Annotated in this window: 16 protein-coding genes; 12 read left to right on the top strand and 4 right to left on the bottom strand. The window is 35.9% G+C overall.

The window, feature by feature from the left end:
* Positions 1-4: 4 nt before the first annotated feature.
* The 11 genes from KF816_13685 to KF816_13635 all read left to right on the top strand — a co-directional run bounded on the left by KF816_13685 (position 5) and on the right by KF816_13635 (position 16,017).
* Positions 5-2,086 carry a fibronectin type III domain-containing protein gene (locus KF816_13685; GenBank protein MBX3009065.1) on the top strand — a complete coding sequence of 694 codons (2,082 nt, stop codon included), beginning with the start codon at positions 5-7 and terminating at the stop codon, positions 2,084-2,086.
* 18 nt (positions 2,087-2,104) lie between these two features.
* Complete coding sequence (locus KF816_13680) at positions 2,105-3,112, top strand: PorV/PorQ family protein (protein MBX3009064.1); 1,008 nt, start codon at positions 2,105-2,107, stop codon at positions 3,110-3,112.
* Positions 3,113-3,163: 51 nt separating this feature from the next.
* On the top strand, positions 3,164-4,378 hold the full coding sequence (locus KF816_13675) for an IPT/TIG domain-containing protein (protein MBX3009063.1): 1,215 nt from the start codon (positions 3,164-3,166) through the stop codon (positions 4,376-4,378).
* Positions 4,379-4,448: 70 nt separating this feature from the next.
* On the top strand, positions 4,449-5,720 hold the full coding sequence (locus KF816_13670) for a T9SS type A sorting domain-containing protein (protein MBX3009062.1): 1,272 nt from the start codon (positions 4,449-4,451) through the stop codon (positions 5,718-5,720).
* A gap of 160 nt (positions 5,721-5,880) precedes the next feature.
* The gene (locus tag KF816_13665; protein MBX3009061.1) at positions 5,881-7,344 is read left to right on the top strand and encodes a glycosyltransferase family 2 protein; all 1,464 of its coding nucleotides are present in this window, start codon (positions 5,881-5,883) and stop codon (positions 7,342-7,344) included.
* Positions 7,325-8,317 carry a DUF4922 domain-containing protein gene (locus tag KF816_13660; protein MBX3009060.1) on the top strand — a complete coding sequence of 331 codons (993 nt, stop codon included), beginning with the start codon at positions 7,325-7,327 and terminating at the stop codon, positions 8,315-8,317. Before KF816_13665 ends, KF816_13660 begins: the two co-directional genes overlap by 20 nt.
* Before the next feature lie 17 nt (positions 8,318-8,334).
* Entirely contained in the window at positions 8,335-11,262 is a 2,928-nt protein-coding gene (locus tag KF816_13655; protein ID MBX3009059.1) for an FAD-binding protein, read from the top strand.
* 6 nt (positions 11,263-11,268) lie between these two features.
* Positions 11,269-12,396, top strand: coding sequence for a pyridoxal phosphate-dependent aminotransferase family protein (locus KF816_13650; GenBank protein MBX3009058.1), 1,128 nt, complete (start codon positions 11,269-11,271; stop codon positions 12,394-12,396).
* 22 nt (positions 12,397-12,418) lie between these two features.
* Entirely contained in the window at positions 12,419-13,666 is a 1,248-nt protein-coding gene (lysA, locus tag KF816_13645; protein ID MBX3009057.1) for a diaminopimelate decarboxylase, read from the top strand.
* A gap of 198 nt (positions 13,667-13,864) precedes the next feature.
* Complete coding sequence (locus tag KF816_13640) at positions 13,865-15,304, top strand: hypothetical protein (GenBank protein ID MBX3009056.1); 1,440 nt, start codon at positions 13,865-13,867, stop codon at positions 15,302-15,304.
* A 38-nt stretch (positions 15,305-15,342) separates the two neighbouring features.
* Complete coding sequence (locus tag KF816_13635) at positions 15,343-16,017, top strand: hypothetical protein (protein ID MBX3009055.1); 675 nt, start codon at positions 15,343-15,345, stop codon at positions 16,015-16,017.
* Between the two features lie 32 nt (positions 16,018-16,049).
* Here the strand turns inward: KF816_13635 and KF816_13630 are convergent, their stop codons facing one another.
* The 4 genes from KF816_13630 to KF816_13615 all read right to left on the bottom strand — a co-directional run bounded on the left by KF816_13630 (position 16,050) and on the right by KF816_13615 (position 22,022).
* On the bottom strand, positions 16,050-17,228 hold the full coding sequence (locus KF816_13630; protein ID MBX3009054.1) for an acetyl-CoA C-acetyltransferase: 1,179 nt from the start codon (positions 17,226-17,228) through the stop codon (positions 16,050-16,052).
* A gap of 258 nt (positions 17,229-17,486) precedes the next feature.
* On the bottom strand, positions 17,487-18,431 hold the full coding sequence (gene arcC, locus KF816_13625) for a carbamate kinase (protein ID MBX3009053.1): 945 nt from the start codon (positions 18,429-18,431) through the stop codon (positions 17,487-17,489).
* Positions 18,428-19,747 (bottom strand): GTPase, encoded by a 1,320-nt coding sequence (locus KF816_13620; protein ID MBX3009052.1) that lies wholly within the window; start codon positions 19,745-19,747, stop codon positions 18,428-18,430. Before KF816_13620 ends, arcC begins: the two co-directional genes overlap by 4 nt.
* A 373-nt stretch (positions 19,748-20,120) precedes the next feature.
* Positions 20,121-22,022, bottom strand: a complete 1,902-nt coding sequence (locus KF816_13615) for an ATP-binding cassette domain-containing protein (GenBank protein ID MBX3009051.1) — start codon at positions 22,020-22,022, stop codon at positions 20,121-20,123.
* Positions 22,023-22,230: 208 nt separating this feature from the next.
* On the opposite strand from KF816_13615, the gene KF816_13610 reads away from it, so the two are divergent.
* The gene (locus tag KF816_13610; protein ID MBX3009050.1) at positions 22,231-23,355 is read left to right on the top strand and encodes a class I SAM-dependent RNA methyltransferase; all 1,125 of its coding nucleotides are present in this window, start codon (positions 22,231-22,233) and stop codon (positions 23,353-23,355) included.
* Positions 23,356-23,425 lie beyond the last annotated feature (70 nt).

Raw genomic sequence — 23,425 nt, 5'->3', positions numbered from 1 at the left:
AATGATGAACTCAGTTTTTTACAGAATTAAAAAAAGTTTTCCGATTGTTCTGGCATTATTAATCGGAATACAATTTACCACATACGCTCAATTCAAAAATGTGTGGATGTCTGCCGGCTCACTTCATAATTGGTATTCTGAAATCGGATCAGAATTAGAAGAAGCTGGGTTTATTAGAACACAGCAATTTGGAATGCAGTGGCCAGCTATTTATTCCTATCAAGATATGCAAGCCGCAAGAGGTATGTGGATTGGAGCCAAAGACTTTACAGATGAAGGAGGAAATTATTTCCCCTTTAAAGTGTGTACAGTTGGACCGCGAAATCCTCAATTTTATTCCTTCTTCCCACTCAAAATGGAATTGATCTCAAAATTTGAACCCACTACTGTTTATGTTAATGGAGATCTATCATTCCAGAAAAATGTGGAGGTCGATAAAATTGACAGCAATTTACCTTACGATAGAGTGATAGAGAATGTTGTTAACTCTCAACTTGGTATCACTGTTACAAGGAAAATTTTTCAATTTGCCCAGCAGTATCATGATAATTATATAGTGTATGAATATACTTACACCAATACCGGAAATACCGACGCGGATTCTGAAATTGAATTACCCAACAACACAATTAAAGATGCTTACTTCTGGTTTACTTACAGAAATTCAGTTAACAAATCTGTAAGATATGTAATAGGTAATGCTTCAGGCTGGGGAATCAATACTATGAATGATTCGCGCGGTGATGGAATTAAAACAGATCCGGTTAATGAAAGATATAGAGCGCAGTTTTCATGGCATGGCTATTTTCCGGGTAAGGATGTTAGCTATGATAATATTGGGGGACCAATTTGGGCACTTAACAGTACCGCCGCGGTTTATAATTCACCGGGCGATACAATCGGTAGATTGGGCGGAACACAATTTTTAGGTACAGTTACATTATACGCAGATAAATCGGCAACTGAAAAAGTTGATGATCCCAATCAGCCATCAACTACCGATTATATAAATTCTGATCATCCTATGCTTCTTGCCGGAGCTAATGCATTAAACATTGATAGAATGACTCAAGAATACGCACTCATGGCTTCCGGACACAAAGCGCCTCGCCATGCCGATGCGGTTGAACCGAGCGGAGATTTCGCCATTCAAAAATCAGCCCCGAATGTGGGTAACGCTTCAGGCGGTATTTCTTATAATGTTGGATATGGCCCCTACACACTCAAACCAGGCGAAAGTATTAAAATTGTTATGGCTGAAGCCGCCAATGGAATTGGTAGAGCTCAGCAAATTGATATTGGAAAAAAATATAAGCTCGGCCAAATTACCGCCGAAGCTAAAAATAGAGTTGTAATGCAGGGTAAAGATTCTCTCTTTTTAACATTCAAAAGAATAACAGAAAACTTTAATTCGGGATGGAAATTACCTCAACCTCCAATGCCTCCAACCAATTTTGAGGTTAATTCTGGCGGCGATAGAATTTCGTTGAGATGGGAAGTTAATTCTGCCGATCCGAATCCCCCTGTAGCATTCAGAATTTACCGCGCTCTCGGAAATGTAGACAGCAATTACACAATGATTTATGAAACAAAAAGTGCAAGTGAAAGAAGTTACGATGATAAAGATTTAGTTCGTGGTTTTAATTATTTCTATTATATCACCGCTGTCGGCGCGCCTCAAAATGGCGGAGCCGGTACACCCGCCGGAAGATTAGAAAGCGGAAGATATTTTACACAGACTTATGATCCGGCTAACTTACAAAGACAAGCAGGTTCAAAGTTAAGTGATATTAGAATTGTGCCTAATCCATTTAACGCCTCGGCCAGAGGAAAAATGAAATTCCCCGGCGTGGCCGATGAAGATAAAATTGCATTTTATAATATTCCTGGAGAATGTACGATCAGAATATATTCTGAGTTAGGCGAGTTAATTAAAACTATTGAGCATAAAAACGGAAGCGGCGATGAATTTTGGTATCAAGTTACTTCATCGGGGCAAATAATTGTAAGTGGTATTTATATTGCGGTAATTACCGATACCGTAACGGGTGAACACCATTTGGCAAAATTTACAATTATCAGATAAAAAAAATTGGATAAATCGATGAAAAATAAGATAAGTATCACATTGTTAATATTGATTACACTTTTTCATTCTCTGAATGCGCAGGATAAAAAACTTGCACAGACCGGCATGAAATTTTTAAGTGTATCTACCGATGCTAGGAGCAGCGGTTTTGGTGAAGCGATTACTGCAGTCGATCTTGGCTCAGCATCCGCTATTTTTTATAATCCCGCTACAATGGCTTCCATTCATGAATTTACCTCTTTAACTGTAGGTAATGTAAGCTGGATTGCCGATATCAAGCATCTTCATTCCGCAATTGCGTTCGCCCCTTTCGATGGCGATTATGGAGTTTTTGGAATTTCGTTCCAATCAGTTGATTATGGCGAATTTTTAGGAACAATAGTAGCCGATAATGAACAGGGTTACATTGATGTAGGAACATATTCACCAACCGCAATGGCTATTGGTATTGGCTACGCGAAAGCGTTATCAACAAAATTCTCCGTTGGCGGTAATGTTAAATATGTAAAACAGGATTTGGGCAGCAGTATAATTGATGTTGATGATGCAGGCGGTTATGTACAAGAATCAAACTCATTGGGAGCTATGGCTTTCGATTTTGGTATTCTTTACAAAACCGGATTTAAGAGTTTGAACTTTGGAATGAGTGTGAGAAATTTTTCAACCGAGTTAAAGTACAAGGAAGAAACATTTCAATTACCATTAACATTTAGAATCGGTTTATCGATGGATGCAATGGATTTGATTGATGTTGATAAAAATAATCATTCTTTAATTGTTGCCGTTGACGCTTCCCATCCCCGCGATTATAGCGAGCAACTGTTTATTGGTGGTGAGTACACATTCATGAATACATTTTCATTGCGTGCGGGATTTGTATCTCCGGCAGACGAACATAATTTTTCTGCTGGATTTGGAATTAAACGCAATATCGCCGGTATGAATATAGGTGTTGATTATGCTTATCAACCATTTGGAATATTTGATAATGTTCACAGATTCTCATTTAACTTTTCATTTTAATTAAGTGAAACGAGTTCTCTAATTGAAAATAAAAATTATTGGTGTTGAGATATGAAAAAGGTAAAACAAATTTTTTATTCAGTACTTTTATTAATAATTGCGGCATTCAGTTTTGGATGCAACGAAGAAGCCTCCCCAAGTTTATATCAGGTTGAACCGAAAGGTAACATCCCGGTGATTTCGAGCATGGAACCGGCAAATGAGGCTTTGGCGGGGGTTACCGATATTACTATCAACGGCTCAAATTTTTCTTCTGTATCGGAAGAAAATTTTGTCTTCTTTGGTACCGCGAAAGCGGTTGTGCTCTCGGCCTCTCCGAATAAGCTGGTTGTAAAAGCGCCTAAATTAATTCAGAATCAATTAAATACAAAAATAGCTGTGCAGGGAGTAGAAGATTTTAGCAATGTTGTAAAATATAATCTTCTTGAAGCTGTTGGAATATATTACGCTTTCACCAAAGGTGTTGAAGATCCTATGACCGTAACCATAGATAAAGACGAAAATGTTTATGTGTATCTAAATAATAGGGGAGTTAAAAAAATAACTCCTGCCGGAGTGATTTCAGATTTCGCTCCAAAAGGAGCTGAGTCATTTTTCTTCGATATGAAATTTGGACCGAATAATATTCTATATGGCACGAGAAATTTAAGAGCTATCTTCCAGGTTGAAGAGGGAAAAGTTGCCGCTACATATGTAACATTCCCAACAGGTAATGCAATTGTAGCGCTCGATTTTGACGCTAATAAGAATATGTGGGCCGCCGGCACCGGAGGGAATCTTTTCAGCATTACTCCTGCAAAAGTTATTACCGCTTTCCCAATAGATTATTCTGTTTCATCAATAAGAGTTTATAATGGATATCTATATGTTGCCGGTAAAAAGGATAGTGAGGAAGCAATCTATAGATATAAGATAAACTCAGAAACTTCGATAGGAGATAAGGAAAAATATTTTGATATAGGTGCAAAATATGGATTGGGTAAAGTTACTGTCGGCGCACTCGCGTTTTCGGCTGATGGTGATTTAATAATTGGCTCTAATCAAAATGATGCATTAATTGTAGTGAAGAATGGAGGAACTGCTTCTGGTCTTTATCCAGGATTAATTGCCCCGGCAGCAAGATCACTGGTGTGGGGTACAAAAAGAAATTTGTTTTATGTAAGAGAATATACTGAAGTAGGAACAGGAGGCACTGTTTCAATTCTACATACATTGGTTCGCGTTGATATGCAAAAAACGAGCGCGCCATATTATGGGATTCAGTAAAATAAAATTGAAGGGCTATTAAATCACTAATTGATTTAATTAAAATATCACAAACAAAAAAGGAGACACCATGTTAAAGAAAATTACATTATTACTTGCATTAGTAATTATGACTGCAAGTATTATTGAGGCACAATGGAGTAATCAAGGGGCTTGGCCCACGAGCAATCCAAACAGCGGCCAAAACCATGCAACCGCAGTAGATGGAGAGGGAAAAATTTGGGTTGGTAGATGGGCTAGTGTAAATCATGCTGTTGCACCTGGAGATACAGTTAAAGGAGTATACCTTCTTTATGTTTATAATCCAGATGGAACTCAAGCACCATTCTCACCAATATGGAAAATATTAAACGATACAATGCGAAATACAACAAACAGAGGCATGCGAACAAATATTGATGGTAACATTTTAGTTGCTACCGGCGGACCTGCATTATATTTAGTTGACCATAAGACAGGGTTAGGACTAAAAAAAGCAACTCTGGCCGCTGCTCCTACTGCTCCTGCAGTTGCGAATGATGGCACAATATTTATCGGACCGGTAAGTCCTGGTGCATTTCCTGTATCAATGTATGATCAGAATTTAACATTGATTGGATCAGCAATTGAAAAGGCACCTGGTTTTTCTAGAAGTTTTGAAGTATCTAAAAATGGAAATACAATTTATTGGGCTGGATATACAACAGGTAAAGTATATGTATATAACAGGGCAGATGAATTTTCGGCGTTCGCATTAAAAGATTCAATAATGCAAGGCGCACGTTGCGAATCATTTACATGGCAGCCTGGAACAGGATATTTGTGGATGGCTGGCGGTTCAATGAATGATAAACCAGATGCTGGTTCAGGTTTTACACCTGGTTCTTGGTATGCTTATGATTTTACATCTAAAAAAGTGGTTGATAGTATGAAGTGGGCTTTCAGAGATCCTGCAAATCCAGTTGAAAGACCAAGAGCATTAGCATTTTCGCTTGATGGAAAAATTGCATATCTCGGCTCTTTTGGCACAGGTACAACCGATCTAGTTCAAAAAGTAGTTCAGGGTGGAACCGATGTAAAAAAATTAGAGGAATTGCCAACTGGATATGAACTGTCACAAAACTATCCAAATCCATTCAACCCAACAACAAATATTAAGTTTTCAATTCCTGAACAAGGATTTGTTAGCTTAAAAGTTTATAACACAATTGGTGAAGAAGTTGCTACATTGTTAGATACATTCAAAGGCGTTGGAACTTATGAAGTAAGCTTTGATGCTTCTCAATTAGCAAGCGGTATTTATATGTATAAACTTACAACAGGTACTGTTACTCTTTCGAAGAAAATGTTGTTAGTTAAGTAATAATTAAATTATTATTGCTTATCATTTTTTCCCCTCTCAATTAATTTTGAGAGGGGAATTATTTTGAAATTTCCACTATCATCTATTCATTTATTTGCAAAATTGTTTTTACTGAATTTATTCTGCAAGTCAGTTTTACATAATCGGAGATTTACATAAAATGATTACTGTTTTTCTACCCTACAGCGGAGCTCAGCACAGCGCCGAAACCATTCAAGAATTGAACTCATGCAAGCTTATTTCTAAAATTTATCTGCTATCCACTAAAAAGTTTGATGATGTACCCCGCAATTGTGAAGTATTGGAGGTACCCGACATAACCAGCACAACCACATTTGAAATGATTAGAGATAAAGCGGAAGCAAAGTTTATTTGCCTCTTTACTCAGGATAATCATTTCCAACTCGGGCAATTTGCCGTAGAAAGATTTTATAATGTTATTAATTCTACCGGAGCGGCTTTAGTTTACTCAAATTTCTTCGATAAAAAAGAGAATGAGATTAGCAAACATCCTGTTAACGATTATCAACTCGGCAGTCTTCGTGACGATTTTGATTTTGGATACATGATGTTTATTAATACAGAATTTTTGAAGAAATACAAGAGTGAACAGCAATATAAATTCGCCGGTATTTATGATTTAAGGCTGCATCTATCAACTCATCGTGAGTTTATTAGAATACCGGAATTTTTATATACGACTGTTGAAACTGATCTTCGTAAAAGTGGCGTAAAACAATTCGATTATGTAAATCCCAAAAACCGTGACGTGCAAATTGAAATGGAGTTAGCTGTAACTTCTCATCTTAAAAAAATTGGTGCTTATCTTTCTCCTAAATTTGATGAGATTGAATTAACAGATTCTGAATTTACTCTCGAGGCTTCTGTTATAATACCGGTTAAAAACAGAGTTAGCACTATTGGTGATGCTATAACTTCGGTGTTGTCCCAGAAGACAGATTTTAAGTTTAATCTGCTTGTTGTTGATAATTATTCTGATGATGGAACGACGGAAAAAATAAAAGAGTTTGCTGAAAAAGATGAGAGACTTATTCACATAATTCCTCAACGAAAAGATTTAGGAATTGGTGGGTGCTGGAATGAAGCTGTAAGTCATGATTTATGCGGAAGATATTCTATTCAATTGGATAGCGATGATATTTATTACGATGAATTTACTGTTCAAAAAATTGTCGATCTTTTCAGAAAAGAAAAATGCGCCATGGTAATTGGCAGCTATAAAATGACCAATTTCAAATTGGAAGAGATTCCCCCCGGAATTGTTGATCATAAAGAATGGACACCTGATAATGGCAGAAATAACGCACTAAGAATTAATGGTCTTGGCGCACCAAGAGCATTTTACACGCCGGTATTAAGGGAATTTAAAATCCCGAATGTAAGCTACGGTGAAGATTATGCCGTCGGTTTATTAATTTCCAGAAATTATCAGATCGGCAGAATATATGAGCCGATTTATATGTGCAGAAGATGGGAAGGAAATTCGGATGCCTCACTCGATATCAACAAACAAAATATATATAACGAGTATAAAGATAGGATCAGAACTATAGAAGTTCTTGCGCGCCAGAGGAAAAACCGCAATGCAGATAATTCCGACTGATAATAATTTCTATTTTGAAGAGGAAGATCTATTAGGTGGAACTCCCGAAAAAGCCGCAAGACTTTTTGAACAGCAAATTAAAACTTGGCCGCTGGCTTCCGAAAATTACCAGGCATTAAATTCTGTACAAATAAAGCATTTCGATTTCGACGGCTACACTATTGACGCTCAATTTAATCCAGGGAGAATAATTTCATCCTCAGCTAAAGTTGATTCCAAATCAATTCAATCGCGCCCATGTTTTTTATGTACTCAAAATTTACCTCCTGAACAAAAAGCGGTAAAACTAGTAAATGATTATGTATTGTTAGTTAATCCATTCCCGATATTCACCAAACATTTTACTATTCCATCACTTCATCATATTCCTCAAAGTATTCTTCCTGAAATAAATAATATGCTGTTGATTTCGGAACTGCTGGGAAAGGATTACACAGTATTTTATAATGGTCCAAGATGCGGCGCTTCAGCTCCCGATCACCTCCACTTTCAAGCGGGTAATTTTGGATTTATGAGAATTGATAATGAATACGAGATAATAATTAAAAAGAATTCTCAAACAATAAATACAAATAAAGAATTAACTACTCGTGCGATATTTGGTTATCACCGAAATTTTATGGCAATAGAAGCGAGCAATAGGGAATTGTTAATTGCAGAGTTTCATAGAATTTATAATGCGCTGAGTGGTGATGAGCATGAACCAATGTTAAATATAATTTGTACGTTTAATGAGAGTTGGCGCCTATTAATATTCCCGAGAAGTAAACATCGTCCAACTTACTTCTTTGAAGAGGGGGAGAAAAAAATACTGATAAGTCCCGCTGCTGTTGATTTAGGGGGCGTTACTATCTTCCCAAGAGAAGAAGATTTCAAAATAATTTCAAAGGAATTATTAATCGCTATATTTGAGCAGGTTACATTTTCAGATGCAGAGTTTGAAAAGCTAATTGAAAGAATAAAATTTAGTTAGTATTTGGAATATTAATTATGACTATATCCACATTTGACCAATTATCAAGATTGAAGGAAAGAATTGAGGGGGATCTGCTGTTAGATGAGTTATCAAAAGTAATTTATGCAACCGACGCCTCAGTGTACAGAGAAAAACCGATGGCGGTTGTAGTTCCGAAATCAAAAAGTGATGTAAAACTTATTATTGATTTTGCCGCAAAACATGGTCTCTCGATAATTCCGCGAGCCGCTGGAACTTCCTTAGCCGGACAAGTAGTTGGTGATGGAATTGTGATTGATATTTCAAAATATATGAACCGGATAGTTGAGATAAACAGTGAAGAAAGATGGGTTAGAGTTCAACCAGGCGTTGTGCTTGATGAACTGAATATGGAATTGAAAAAGTATGGATTGCTGTTTGGTCCCGAAACCGCTACGAGCAGTAGATGTAATCTTGGCGGAATGTTTGGTAATAATTCATGTGGAGCTCATTCAATACTTTACGGTTCAACACGCGATCATGTTATTGAAGCGGATGTAATTTTGAGTGATGGGTCAGAAGTTACATTTAAACCACTCACAAAAGAAGAAGTTATTGAAAAATGTAATGGTAGTTCACTAGAAAATAAAATTTATGATCGAATGTATTTTTTATTATCCGACTCAAATAATCAAAAAGAAATTATTAAAGAATATCCTTCACAAGAAATTAACCGTCGAAATAATGGTTACGCTATCGATCAGTTACTGCAATGTGATCTATTTGGTATGCGTGATGAAAAATTTAATGTTTGCAAACTTTTAGCCGGCTCTGAAGGAACCTTAGCATTTACTACCGAGATAAAGTTAAATCTGGTGCCGCTTCCTCCAAAAAATGTCGGCGTTGTTGCTGTTCATATGAATTCACTGGAAGAAACATATAAAGCAAATTTAATTGCGTTAAAGTATAAACCGGGCGCGGTTGAATTAATTGATGGAAAAATTCTTGATTGTACAAAAGTAAATATTGAGCAGAGCAAAAATCGTACTTTTATAAAGGGAGATCCGGCAGCATTACTTGTTGTTGAATTTGCGAGAGAGTCAGTTGAAGAGATTCAGTCAATTGCGGAGAATCTTGAGAATGAATTAAAAGAGAATGGCTATGGTTACCATTATCCATTATTGCTAAATGAAGAAATGAATAAAGTATGGGCAATAAGAAAAGCGGGCTTGGGTTTATTGGGTAATATCCCGGGGGATAAAAGAACAGAACAATTTATAGAGGATACCTGTGTTCGCCCGGTCGATTTACCCCTATTTATGGAAGAACTGGATGCTCTATTGAAAAAAAATAATATCGATTGCGCTTATTACGCTCATATCGGCTCCGGCGAGCTTCATTTAAATCCAATGTTAAATCTGAAAGATTCATTTGATGTAAAATTATTCTACTCAATCACAAAAGAAGCGGCTCATCTTGTAAAAAAATATAATGGCTCATTAAGCGGCGAACATGGCGATGGACGGTTACGCGGTGAATTTATTCCAATCATAATTGGCGAGCATAATTACCAACTATGTAAAGAGGTAAAAAAAATCTGGGACCCCCACAATGTTTTTAATCCGGGTAAAATAGTTGATACAGTTGGGATGAGTACGAGTTTGAGATATGAAATTGATAAGGAACCGAGAAGCATTCCCACTGTTTATGATTTTTCAACGACAAAAGGAATTTTAAGAGCGGCAGAAAAATGCAATGGATCAGCCGACTGTAGAAAGAGCGATTTAATCGGCGGTACAATGTGTCCAAGTTACCGCGCCACACGTGATGAAAAAAACTCAACTCGCGCGCGCGCAAATACTCTGCGCGAATATCTAACAAGATCCAAAAAAGTTAATCCATTTGATCACCATGAAATTTATGAGGTGATGGATTTATGTTTATCGTGTAAAGCCTGTAAATCTGAATGCCCCTCCGGAATTGATATGGCGAAGCTTAAAAGTGAATTTCTACAGCATTATTATGACGCAAATGGAATACCTCTTCGCACTAGATTAATAGCTTATCTTCCCACAATTAATTTGATAGCAACTAAATTTTCGGGAATAGTAAACTTCTTTTTAAAATTAAAAATCACGAAAAGTATTATTGGAATCACAAAAAAGCGTAATCTTCCATTATTATCAAAAAAGTCATTTAGCGCGTGGTATCGAAAGAATAAAAACAATTTCAGAAAAAATGAGTATCCCAATGGACGAGTAAATTTATTTATTGATGAATTTACAAACTATAACGATGCCGAATTGGGGATTAAAGCTTTTCAGTTGCTGAATAATTTAGGCTATGAGGTAATAATTCCTAAGCATGCCGAGAGCGGTAGAACATTTATCACAAAAGGCTTATTGAGAAACGCAAAAAGTGTAGCCAATAAAAATGTAACTTTGTTAAAAGATAAAATTACCCCCGATTCACCTTTAGTAGGAATTGAAGTCTCGGCAATATTATCTTTTAGAGATGAATATCTCGATCTTGTGGATAAAAATATTAAGTCTGCAGCAATAAATATGTCGAAATCAGTATTTACTTTTGATGAGTTTATTTCATCGGAATTTAAAAAAGGAAAAATAAAGTCAGAAACATTTACGGCAGAGAAGCGAAAGATTAAATTGCATGGGCATTGTCAGCAAAAAGCTATCGCGTCCACAAAGCCAACTATAGAAGCATTATCAATACCAAAAAATTATAGTGTGGAAGAAATACCTTCCGGCTGTTGCGGAATGGCCGGTTCGTTTGGCTACGAGGAGGAACATTACGATATATCGATGAAAGTTGGAGAATTAGTTCTTTTTCCTGCAATTAGAAATGAGAATGAGGATATATTAATTTGTGCGCCGGGAACGAGCTGCAGGCATCAAATATTTGATGGCACAAAGAGAAATGCGCTGCATCCCGTAGAAATTATTTATGATGCTTTAATTAAGTAATAAGATATGCAAGAGGACATCCTTCAAAATAGCGCGCATCAATTAGTTATGGATTCCGCGTCCGGAGCCAGAACTATAATTGACGGAAAGGAATACTCTTTTTTTGCCGGTACAAGTTATTATGAATTGCATAAACATGAAGCTGTTATAAATTCATCGATCGAAGCTCTAAAGAAATATGGTATAACAAGCGCGTCATCCCGTGGAAGTTATGGAACAACTCAACTATTACTTGATCTTGAAATGGAAGCCGCCCGCTTTTTTGATACAGAAGACGCGGCGTATATTCCATCGGGATTTCTTTCCGATCTCGCGGCAATTCCGGCATTAGATATCACTAATTCATTTGACATAATATTTATTGACGAAGTAGCTCATTATAGTAATCAGCATGCGGTAAAGTTGAATGGAAAACCGGTTATTACTTTCTCTCACATGGATATAGATGATTTGAATAAAAAATTATCCTCCAATCTTAAAATGAATCAAACACCGCTTATAATTACGGATGGGATATTTCCTATTAGTGGTGAAATAGCCCCAATTGATCTGTATGAAAAAGCAGTGAGTAATTATAATGGTATTATTTGGATTGATGACGCACACGCAATGGGTATTCTTGGCGAAAATGGAAGGGGAACAAAAGAATATTATGGATTAGATTCTGACAGAATATTTTATGGAGGAACATTCTCAAAAGCATTTGGTGGATTTGGTGGAATAGTACCTGCTAATAAAGAATTGATTGACGAAATAAAGAATAATCATATACTTAATGGTGCAACACCAGCTCCATCATCCGCTATTGCCGCATCTTTAACGGGTTTGCGAATGGTGAAGGAAAATCCCCAGTTTAAAGACTTGTTGTGGGAAAATGCAAAGTACCTTAAAAGCGAATTGAGAAAGATTGGCATTGAGACTAATGAAACGGTAGTGCCAATAGTATCCTGGAGCTTAAAGAATAAAGAACTGATGCAAAAAGTTCATCGGGAATTAATGGAAAAAGGTTTTTTGATACAGTATATAAATTACATGGGCAGTGGTGAAAATGGAGCTTTAAGAATAGTGGTGTTTTCTACTCACACTAAAGAGCAAATTAAAAACTTGATTTACGAACTCAATAGAATTCTATAATTTATTCTCCAAAAGGTTTGTGATGGAAAAATTGTCCGGTTCGAATAATACTCAACTCCTGAATTATGCTAATAAATATGGCACTCCGCTTTATGTTTATGATGGTGATCTTATTATTGAAAGATATAACGAGCTCAAAAAATTCATTAACTGGCCCAAACTAAAAATATTGTATGCCATGAAGGCAAATTACAATGTTGGAATCCTAAATCTGCTGAGAGAAAATCATGCATATTTAGATACAGTCAGTCCGGCAGAAGTGCATCTGGCAATAAAACTTGGCTTTAAAAAAGAGGATATATTATATACAGCAAATAACATAACAAATGAAGAGATGCACGAAGTCAAAAAACTTGGTGTTCTATTTAATATAGATTCATTAACACGGTTAAAGAAATATGGTGAGGCTTATCCCGGAAGCGAAGTATGCTTGCGCTTTAATCCTGATGTTTATGCGGGCGAACATAAACATGTGATGACAGGGGGAGATATAACCAAGTTTGGAATTCTTTTATCAGAAGTACAGAAAGCCAAAAATATTGCTGATCAGTACAATCTCAAAGTTATTGGCATACATGAACATACCGGTTCGGGAGTGGGCGAAACTGAAAAGGTTTATGAGAGCATGTCAAATTTACTGAGTATAGCTTCTCCCGATAATTTCCCGGATTTAGTTTTTGTGGATTTCGGCGGCGGATTTAAAGTACCATATAAACCAACCACTAAAAGAATTGATTATGCGAAGTTTGGCAAAAAGATAGGGGCAATATTTTCCGAGTTTTGTAATAAATATGGCAAAGAGTACTATATGTATTTTGAACCCGGGAAATATATTGTTGCCGAATCGGGCTACTTATTGGTTGAAGTGAATACTATAAAAAATAATAGAGGTAGATTAATTGCCGGTACTAACTCTGGTTTCAATCATCTGATTAGACCGATTTTATATGGCGCCCATCATCAAGTGGAGAATCTCAGTAACCAAGCAGGTGAAATAAAAATTTATGATATATGCGGCAATATTTGTGAAACGGGGGACTGTTTTGCCGAACAAAGGGAGTTGACTGAAATTAGAGAGGGAGACAAATTAGCCATTAAAAACGCTGGCGCATATGGTTATTCGATGGGCAGTTTATATAATTTGCGACCAATGCCTCCGGAGTTGGTTGTGTTTAAGAATAAAGAAATACTAACAAATAGGAGAATCTCAAACAAAGAATTATCGGATTTGATTTTTGATTCTTATAGTAATGTTGAAATGAATAATTAATTCCCTCATGCCGAGATTAATGTAATAGTTATTAGTTACCAGTTTAACTATAGTTTTAATGAAATACTTTACCGCACGATTCATCAAGTCCATTCTCTTTATAATCCATACCAAATCCCCAGAACCTTAGAGATTTTTAATTACTTTTAATTATATTAAAATGCAGAAGGAAATATATATTAACAAAATTAGCGGCTTATGAAATATTTACTGATTCTACTTTTCGCAAATATAAACCTCTTGGCACAAAGCATTCAACCTAAAGAGATTGATCAGAAGATTATTAATCATACTTTTAATGAGCAATTTGAAGAAGCAAAAAAAATATCTCAAGAGCAAATAAATCTATCACCAAACTCACCCAAATATTATTACTACCTTATTAACATCAAAATTCTGGAGTATTATAAAAATGTTGCCGAGCTGGATCCAGAAAAACGGGGTGAAGGAAGAAAAATTCTCAATAAAGAAATTATTGAATATTGTGAGGGGGTATTAAATAAATTAAACGAAACAAATCTTACCCTCGAAAATAAATTTTATTATGGTACCATTCATGCTTACCTCGCCCGCATTTATGGCGTTGATGCATCATGGTGGAGTGCTTTTAGAAGCGGTAAAAAGGCAAAAAATATAATGGAGCAGATAATAAAATCTAATCCTCAATTTTATGACGCGTATCTTGTTCTTGGAATGATAAATTATTATGCCGATAGAATGAGCGGTGTGGCTGGTTTTATTGCCGGGGTTCTGGGATTATCGGGAGATAGAGAAAAAGGATTAAATTATTTGCAAACCGCAGTTGACAAAGGGAAGCTTACATTTGGACAGTCAGCTCTCACTCTTATTGAAGTCTATACAAGTCTCGAAGGAAATGAATTTGCGGCTCTGCCCTATTTTGAAAAATTTTTGGAAAAGTATCCCCATAATAAAAGAACATTGAATGCCTACTGCCAAACTCTAATGAATATATGGGAAATAGATAAAGTTGAAAGATTACTGAAAAAAGATTCGGGCAATATTGCTGATGATTTTGCGAGAGCGAGATTTTATGATATCAAAGGGGATTCGAAACTGGCAATTCAGTTTGGGGAAAAAGCATTACAGAATGAGAAAAAATTGTACCGTGGCGGTGCCGATTATTCACGTTTCATTGTGCTGGTTAATAGTTTATTAACAGGTGATAATAAGAGAGTTGAAAAATATGAAGCTCTTCTTGATGAACGATTTTTAGAAAGATATTTAGTACTCAAAAATAACTTGGCAGTCGGCAAATGGTTTCGTGAATTATCAATTAAGATTTCGAATAACGAACCGGTTTCGGAATTAGAGCAGTACTTAAAGAATAAACCAAATTTAAGAACAGCTGGTGACTTTGAAGAACAATTTAATTTACTCATGGGAACATACTATTTCAATAGTGGAAATCTATTTACAGCAGAGCAGTACTTTCTTAGAAACATGACCGCCTTGGAAGAAAGAAATAAATCCCGGGCGTTAAATTATTTGCTGGAAATATATCTACGCCAAACAGTGGATAAAACTAAAGTTAAAAAGTTACTCACTGTAATTGAGGATACTGAAAATAATAGACTCAGTTATAGGTCAAAAGACTTACAAAAAAAATATAATCTGTGATAATTACGAAAGGGTGTTAAACTTTGCCTGGAGTTTAAATGTCAATGGATCGTAGTCAGCGGTTAATCATTTCTTATTTAACAATGCGAAGATTTATAGGTCTGCTCGGATTAGCTCTGCCAATAATTCTTATATCTGGAAGTTTATTTTTCTCTGATCTTAAGTTACAATATTCAATTAGTGGGTATTATTATACAAACATGCGCGATTTTTTTGTCGGCTTATTATGTATTGTATCTTTATTCTTAATCTCATATCAAGGTTACGAAAAAGTTGACAGTATAGTTGGTAATATTGCTGGATTCTCTGCATTGGGCATGATCTTATTTCCTACCACAAAGTTTTCAAATCAAGCTGTTAAAGTGGGCATATTTCTTGTTGATGATGATATCTCAGGATTAATTCATATGAGTTTCGCAACTATATTTTTCTTTGCTTTAGCGTATAATGCGTTATTCCTTTTCACAAAGAGATCGAGCGCAATTATAAGCAGAGAAAAGAGGCAGAGAAATTTTCTTTATCGAGTATGCGGCGTTGTTATGATTTTATCGATGGCATTGATCTTTATTTATAAGATTTATTACGAAGATTCAGTGTTACAAGAAATCTATCCCATATTAGTATTTGAATCCACAGCTCTATTAGCCTTTGGAATATCCTGGCTGGTAAAAGGAAATACTTTTTTTAAGGATCAAAAAAGTAATTTTATTTAGAATCTGTTCGCCAAGCTCAAAAATAATTTTTACTAACTGTATTTTTTAACTATTAATGCAGAAGCCTCACCGCCACCGATGCATAGTGAAGCCAACCCATAGTTGGAATTTCTGTTTTTCATTTCGTGCAATAATGTTGTTAAAATTCTCGCGCCGCTCGCACCAATTGGATGCCCCAGAGCTATCGCGCCTCCATTAACATTTACGTTTTCAGATGTTAATCCTAAAATTTTATTAACCGCAAGTGATACAACCGCGAATGCTTCATTAATTTCAAACAGATCAATATCAGCAAGTTTTAGGTTAGCTTTTATCAACACCTTATTAATTGCATCTGCCGGAGCGGTAGTAAATTGAATTGGGGCTTTTGCGGCTGAACTTTGCGCCACTATTTCGGCTAATGGTTTAAAACCCAGTTCATAAGCTTTTTCTTCACTCATTACTAATAATGCAGAAGCTCCATCATTAATTTTTGAAGCATTAGCGGCAGTAACAACACCATTTTTATCGAAGGCTGGTTTAAGTGAGGGAATCTTTTCAAAATTTACTTTTTCCGGCTCATCATCTTTTGATACTTTGACTTCACCGCTTCTAGATTTGATTGTTACCTCAACAATTTCATCAGAAAACTTTCCTTCCTTTTGGGCAGATAGAGCTTTATTATAGGAGCTAACCGCGAATGCGTCTAATTCTTCCCTTGTTAAATTAAAATCCATCGCGCAGGCTTCAGCACAATTTCCCATATGAACATTATTATATACATCTGTTAATCCGTCTAATAATATCGAATCATAAATTGTAGAATTTCCTAAACGGTACCCATTTCTTGCGTTCGGAAGTAGGTAGGGGGAATTCGTCATACTCTCCTGTCCACCTGCAACTATAATATCTGCATCACCAATCTGGATGGCTTGATGAGCGAGCATCACTGCTTTTAATCCACTGCCGCACATTTTATTAATTGTTAAGCATTCAGTTTTATCGGGGAGTCCGGCGTAAATTGCCGCCTGGCGAGCTGGTGCCTGACCTAATCCGGCCATGAGTACATTTCCCATAATTACTTCATCAACTGATGCCGGATCTATTTTGGATTCATCTAGAATTGATTTAATTACCAAACTGCCCAATTGAGTTGCAGATAGAGAAGCCAAAGAACCATTAAAAGCCCCAATGGGAGTTCTTTTTGCGTGAGTAATTACAACTTTCTTCATAGAATTATCCTTTCTGTATTTTTTCACTTTTTGAATTAACAGCAACTTACTCAAGAGTTAATTAAAAATTAACTAAATTTTTTGTGAATATACTAAATAGCTGGAATATAGAGCCGGTATAAATTTTTAATCTCAATCTAAAATAACGCGCATGAATAGTGAAGAATAAAAAGGGAAGTACCGCTGAATAATTATTACTATCAGCAAGCCTTCCCAAATTAGGATATCGAAGAACGATCTCGAAATCAATTCACCAATTTATGCTGTAATTCTTGTCCCGCAATTTTCTTTTTCCAATTCCGACTCTGTAGTTATAATTGCTTCTTCTCCACCATGCTCAACAAATTCAATTGCTGCTTTAATTTTAGGTCCCATACTTCCAGCGGGGAATTGCCCATCTTCTAAATATCGCTTTGCATCTTTAACCGAAAGATGATCGAGAGCCTGCTGGTTCGCTTTTTTGTAGTTTATAAAAACCTTTGGAACATCAGTAATTATGAAAAATTTATTAGCACTTATTTCTCTAGCCAATACAGCCGAAGCGAGATCCTTATCAACTACTGCTTCAATCGCCTCGAGATATTTTGTGTCTGAGTGCCAATAAACCGGAATTCCGCCTCCACCAACGGCAACTACAATATGTCCATGATTTACTAAATCCTTAATAACCTGCTTGTTCATTATATCAATAGGTTTCGGCGATGCAACAACCTTCCTCCAACCTCTACCTCCTGAATCCTCTTTGTAAATTCCATCGGTTGATTTGGAAAGTAACTCAGCTTCTTCCTTTAAATAAAAAGGTCCAATTGGTTTAGAAGGATTTTCGAATGCCGGGTCTTTGATATCGACTAATGTTTCAGTTATAACCGCTACAACATTTTTATTTAAATTATTTGTGGCAATCACATTTCTCATTTGTCTTTCGATCATGTAACCGATACCCCCTTGAGAATCGGCCACACAAATATCCAAGGGCATTTTTGGAATTCTATACTTTTCAAAACCGGCTTCATTCCTCAAAAGTATATTCCCAACTTGAGGACCGTTACCGTGGGTAATTACTAATTCATAATCTTGCTGCAATAAACTAACTAAGCGTCCGCACGTATCCAGTGTGTTCTTTTCCTGCTGTTCAATTGTGCCCACTTCGTTTGAGCGTAATAAAGCATTGCCACCAAAAGCTACGACGGCAATTTTTTTCATAATAGACCTTTTTTCTTTAATACAGATTCACAATTAATACTGCCTCTTTCCTGCAGTTCGTACATTACTCTTGTGGAAGGTTTATTAATTTTTAAAATTCTGCTCAAATCAATTGGAGTACCAATTATAACCGAATCGCAATCGGTTTTATTAATAGTTTCTTCTAAATCTTTAACCTGCTGATCGCCATATCCCATCGCAGGAAGGAGAACACCGATTTCAGGATATTTCTCAAAAGTTTCTGTAATTGTATTTACGGTATAAGGGCGAGGATCAACAATTTCTGATGCGCCTAAATTTTTAGCTATGACAGTCCCAGCGCCATATTTCATTTCACCATGAGTAAGAGTTGGGCCATCTTCTACAACTAAAACTTTTTTACCAGTAATCAATTCAGGTCTATCAACCGTAATTGGAGAATCTGCTTCAATGATGACTGCGTTTGGATTAACTAATTTTATGTTTTCTTTGACAGTGTCAATTCCCTCTTTCGAGGCGGAATCAACTTTGTTAATTATTACAACATCGGCTAAGCGGAGACTTGTATTACCAGGATAGTATCGTAATTCGTGACCTGCACGGTGCGGATCTGCAACTGTAAAAGTAATGTCGGGTTGATAGAAAGCCATATCATTATTCCCACCATCCCATAGAATAATATCAGCTTCCTTTTCTGCTTCTCTTAAAATAGCCTCATAATCAACCCCCGCGTAAATTACACCACCTCTTGCAACATGCGGTTCATATTCTTCTCTTTCCTCAATTGTGCATTCATATTTATCCAAATCTTCAAATGAAGCATATCTCTGCACTTTTTGTTTAACTAAATCTCCGTAAGGCATGGGGTGTCTTATCGCAACAACTTTTTTGCCGGCATTCTGTAACAGATCAACAATTCTGCGTGATGTTTGCGATTTACCACATCCGGTTCTTACCGCAAGAACAGCAATTACGGGCTTACTGCTTTTTAACATTGTTTCGGCAGCGCCTAAAAGTCGGAAGGAAATTCCAGCGGCATTAACTATTGATGCTTTTGTCATTACATATTCGAATGTTACATCAGAGTAAGAAAAAACCACTTCATCAACTTTTAATGTTTTAATTAGATTTGTTAATTCGGCTTCCTCATATATTTTAATTCCATTTGGATATAATTTTCCCGCAAGTTCAGCCGGATATACTCTGCCATCTATATTTGGGATTTGCGTTGCAGTAAATGCCACTACATTATAGTCGGGATTATCTCTAAATACTACATTAAAATTATGAAAATCGCGGCCAGCCGCACCCATGATAAGTACATTTTTTACTGACATTTGTAACTCCAATTTATTTTTATTTACTGTTTTTATTCTTTACTAATTTAATTTTTAGAATAGTGGAAAAAATAGGTGATCGATTTACCTCTTTGATAAACAGGTAATCAATTACAGATAAAAAGGTAGTTAGAAGTTAATGGTCGGGACAAGGGCGTATAAAAAGCTTAACGAGCTTTCTATAGCAAAAATTTTGTGATGAGTGAAAATAGTATTCTTTCATTGTTTCAAATTAATTTTGAAATTCGAGCGATAATCTAATAAAGTGGGTAGATATTAACAAGTAGATAAGCGCTGGGTGTGTTGATTTGATACCCTTAAAATTTAGCAAAAACTTGCATTAATTAGATATCGAAAATTACAGTTACATACTCTATAAATCAGTGTTTGTGTCTGATGCAAATTTTTGTTTTTTAGTTTCCAGCTCATCCCACCGTTTATAAAGAGATGATACCTTTTCTTTTGCATTTTCTAATTGCTCGTTAAGCTCATTAACTTGATTGCCATATTTGTTGTAAAAGTCGGAAGATGAGAATATAGCTTCAATGTTTTCTATTTCCACTTCAGCTTTTAAAATCTCATCCTCAATGGTTTCCAACTCTTTATTCTCTTTCCAAGTCAGTTTTTTTGGCGTTACTTTTTTTGCCGGCTCGGGCTTCTTATCACTCTTTTCGTTTGGAATAACAGTTGGGGAATGTTTCTTTTTCTTCTCTAAATAATAATCATAGTTGCCTTCGCTGAAATGTAAATTCCCATTTACCTCAAATGAGAGGATTCCATTACATACTCGATTGAGAAAATATCTATCATGACTAACAATAACGAGACAACCATCGAATGAGATTAGCGCTTCTTCCAATACTCTCAATGTTGGCAAATCCAGATCATTTGTGGGTTCATCAAGAAGCAGAAAATTTCCCCCTTTAATTAAAATTTTAGCAAGTGTTAATCTGCTTTTTTCGCCCCCTGATAATCTTCCCACTAAAGTATTTATTCTTTCATCTGTAAATAAAAAACGACGAAGATAAGTCCATACAGTTATCTGCTGATTACCGAATTTAATGGTTGTATTTCCCTCACCAATGGCGTTAAAAACGGTATCCGAATCGTTGAGTAGCAATCTCGATTGATCTATATAATTAAACTCTGTTTTTTCTCCAATATCCACCAATCCTCCAATTGGAGCTAACTCACCCAAAATCAATTTAAGAAGTGTAGTTTTACCAACACCGTTTTTGCCCACTATTCCAAGTTTTCTACCGGGTTCGAAATTAAAATTGAGATGAGAAATTAAATTTTTACCGCCCAAACTAATGCTTACATTTTTTAACTCAACTACTTTATTGCCTAGTTTTTGGGGTGGCGGAACAATTATATCCGCATCTAATTCGGGTGTATAATTATTTTGCTCGGCAATTTCGTAGTAATGATCGAGGCGACTTTTTGATTTGGTTCGGCGGGCTCGTGGACCCCTCATAACCCAATCAAGTTCTCGTCTCAAAAAGTTTTGTCTCTTTCTCTCCTCTGCCTCTTTAATGGCTTCCCGTTCTAATTTATTCATCAAATAATCGGTATAATTTCCTTGATGCGAATAAAATGTACCTTCGGATAACTCAACAATTCTGTTGGCAATTCGATCAAGAAAATAACGATCGTGTGTGACAAATATGCATGTGCCATTATAATCAGAAAGAAAATGTTCAATCCATTCTATTGTATCGGTGTCGAGGTGATTTGTGGGTTCATCAAGAATTAATAAATCGGGATTAGCAATTAATGCTTTACAAAGCGCAACTCTTCTTTTTTCTCCACCAGAAAGAGTATTTACGATTCTATCTTTATTCGGAGCATTCAGAGATTCGATAAGTAACTCAATTTTTCTTTGAAGATTCCATCCATCGCATCTATTCAATTTTTCTTCGAGGAGATGCTTGTTCTTAGAATCGAATGGTGTATTCTCATATTCTCTGAGTAATTCTATAATACTATCGGCGCCAAATAATATATTTTGGTAAACTGTTGTTGATTCATCAAGGGTGAAATCTTGCGGCAAATAACTAATAACCAGATCCTTTTTTATTGCGGTTTCTCCCGAATCTGGCTGCGATAAGCCCGCAATAATTTTTAAGAATGTTGATTTACCGGCACCATTTTTTCCAACGAGCCCAATTCTGTCATCCTCATGAATACTTAATGATGCTTCATCTAAAATTATTTGCTCGCCAAAGTGAACGCTAATTTTTTGTGCCGAAAGTATTGCCGTTTTAATCTGCATTATACCCAATTTCTAAAATTTTGAAGACAAATATAAGCATTAAAAATGTAGCGGTTAATTGAATCCCAAATTCATTTATTTGAATTTATTCATACCAAAGAAAACATAATTATTTAGTAATTTGGTTTAGAAATAAAATTAATAAGGAATCACCATTTTGATTTACAATTATCAAAAGGATAATAGGTTCTTCGCACAAGTGCCCGGAATGATGGAAAAAATATGTGAGGAAGAATTGATTGAACTCGGGGCAACTAATACAGAGCCAGTGTATCGGGGTGTTTATTTCAGCGCAGATATAAAAACCATTATGAGAATCAATTATTGTTCAAGAACAATTTCCCGAGTACTTGCTCCGTTATTAGATGAATATTGTGATGATGCAAAAAAGTTAATTAAAATAGCCTCAAAAATTCATTGGGAAAAGTTTATATCATTAAATAAAACATTTGCAATTACCTCGGCGGTTGCTAAAAGCCAAATCACTAACTCGTTGTATGCCTCACAGTGTCTAAAAGATGGAATTGCCGATTATTTCAGAGAAAAATATGGCAAACGCCCCGATGTTAGCGTGGCAAATCCCGATGTGAGGATTAATCTCTTTATCGAAAAAGATCACGCGGTAATTAGCATTGACACCTCCGGTGAATCACTTCACAAACGGGGTTACCGATTATTGGCAGGGGAAGCACCGATGCAGGAAACTTTAGCCGCGGCAATAATTAGATTGAGCGGGTGGGATGGTTCCAAACCATTATGGGACTGCATGTGCGGCAGCGGGACAATTATTTGTGAAGCATTTATGCACTATTGTAAAATACCTCCACAGTTCCTCCGTAAAAATTTTGGTTTTATGAATCTGCCGGAGTATGAAAAAGAAATCTGGTATTCTATAAAAAAGGAAATTGATGAAAAAATAAGAGAGTTACCCAAAGGGATAATTAAAGGAAGTGATAAATCTCAGAAAATGATTGAGGTCGCGTTGCAGAATTTATCAAGGCTCCCAAACTCTTCAAATGTTGAGTTAAAATGTCATCCGTTTCAGCATATTAAATCATTTAAGGATGGAGTACTCATCACAAATCCTCCTTATGGTATTAGACTTGGAGAAATTGAGGAAGTAAAAAAACTTTATACAGAATTGGGTGATTATTTAAAACAAAATTGCGCTGGTACCACCGCGTTTATTTATACCGGAGATGTAGCGCTTCGTAAAAGTATCGGACTTCGAACATCGAGAAGAATCCCTTTAGTAAATGGGAAACTTGAGGGTGTGCTGCTTCAAATTGATAGTTATGAAGGGAGCAAAAAAAGAAAGTACAATGAAGATTGATTTATTTCACACTCTATAAATAATAAATTTTAGCCGCTAATATATAGTGTAATTTCTGCGAAAATTATTA

It is taken from the genome of Melioribacteraceae bacterium (assembly GCA_019638015.1).
In the GTDB taxonomy this organism is placed as follows: domain Bacteria; phylum Bacteroidota; class Ignavibacteria; order Ignavibacteriales; family Melioribacteraceae; genus JAHBUP01.
The sequence above is the reverse complement of the archived record's forward strand: the minus strand, read 5'-3'. Positions and strand labels throughout refer to the sequence as shown.

Coding starts and splice junctions, on each gene's coding strand:
- KF816_13675 (MBX3009063.1), top strand. CDS start 3,164: ATGAAAAAGGTAAAACAAATTTTTTATTCAGTACTTTTATTAATAATT.
- arcC (MBX3009053.1), bottom strand. CDS start 18,431: ATGAAAAAAATTGCCGTCGTAGCTTTTGGTGGCAATGCTTTATTACGC.
- KF816_13665 (MBX3009061.1), top strand. CDS start 5,881: ATGATTACTGTTTTTCTACCCTACAGCGGAGCTCAGCACAGCGCCGAA.
- KF816_13680 (MBX3009064.1), top strand. CDS start 2,105: ATGAAAAATAAGATAAGTATCACATTGTTAATATTGATTACACTTTTT.
- KF816_13615 (MBX3009051.1), bottom strand. CDS start 22,022: ATGCAGATTAAAACGGCAATACTTTCGGCACAAAAAATTAGCGTTCAC.
- KF816_13685 (MBX3009065.1), top strand. CDS start 5: ATGAACTCAGTTTTTTACAGAATTAAAAAAAGTTTTCCGATTGTTCTG.
- lysA (MBX3009057.1), top strand. CDS start 12,419: ATGGAAAAATTGTCCGGTTCGAATAATACTCAACTCCTGAATTATGCT.
- KF816_13630 (MBX3009054.1), bottom strand. CDS start 17,228: ATGAAGAAAGTTGTAATTACTCACGCAAAAAGAACTCCCATTGGGGCT.
- KF816_13660 (MBX3009060.1), top strand. CDS start 7,325: ATGCAGATAATTCCGACTGATAATAATTTCTATTTTGAAGAGGAAGAT.
- KF816_13620 (MBX3009052.1), bottom strand. CDS start 19,747: ATGTCAGTAAAAAATGTACTTATCATGGGTGCGGCTGGCCGCGATTTT.
- KF816_13655 (MBX3009059.1), top strand. CDS start 8,335: ATGACTATATCCACATTTGACCAATTATCAAGATTGAAGGAAAGAATT.
- KF816_13635 (MBX3009055.1), top strand. CDS start 15,343: ATGTCAATGGATCGTAGTCAGCGGTTAATCATTTCTTATTTAACAATG.
- KF816_13610 (MBX3009050.1), top strand. CDS start 22,231: ATGATGGAAAAAATATGTGAGGAAGAATTGATTGAACTCGGGGCAACT.
- KF816_13640 (MBX3009056.1), top strand. CDS start 13,865: ATGAAATATTTACTGATTCTACTTTTCGCAAATATAAACCTCTTGGCA.
- KF816_13670 (MBX3009062.1), top strand. CDS start 4,449: ATGTTAAAGAAAATTACATTATTACTTGCATTAGTAATTATGACTGCA.
- KF816_13650 (MBX3009058.1), top strand. CDS start 11,269: ATGCAAGAGGACATCCTTCAAAATAGCGCGCATCAATTAGTTATGGAT.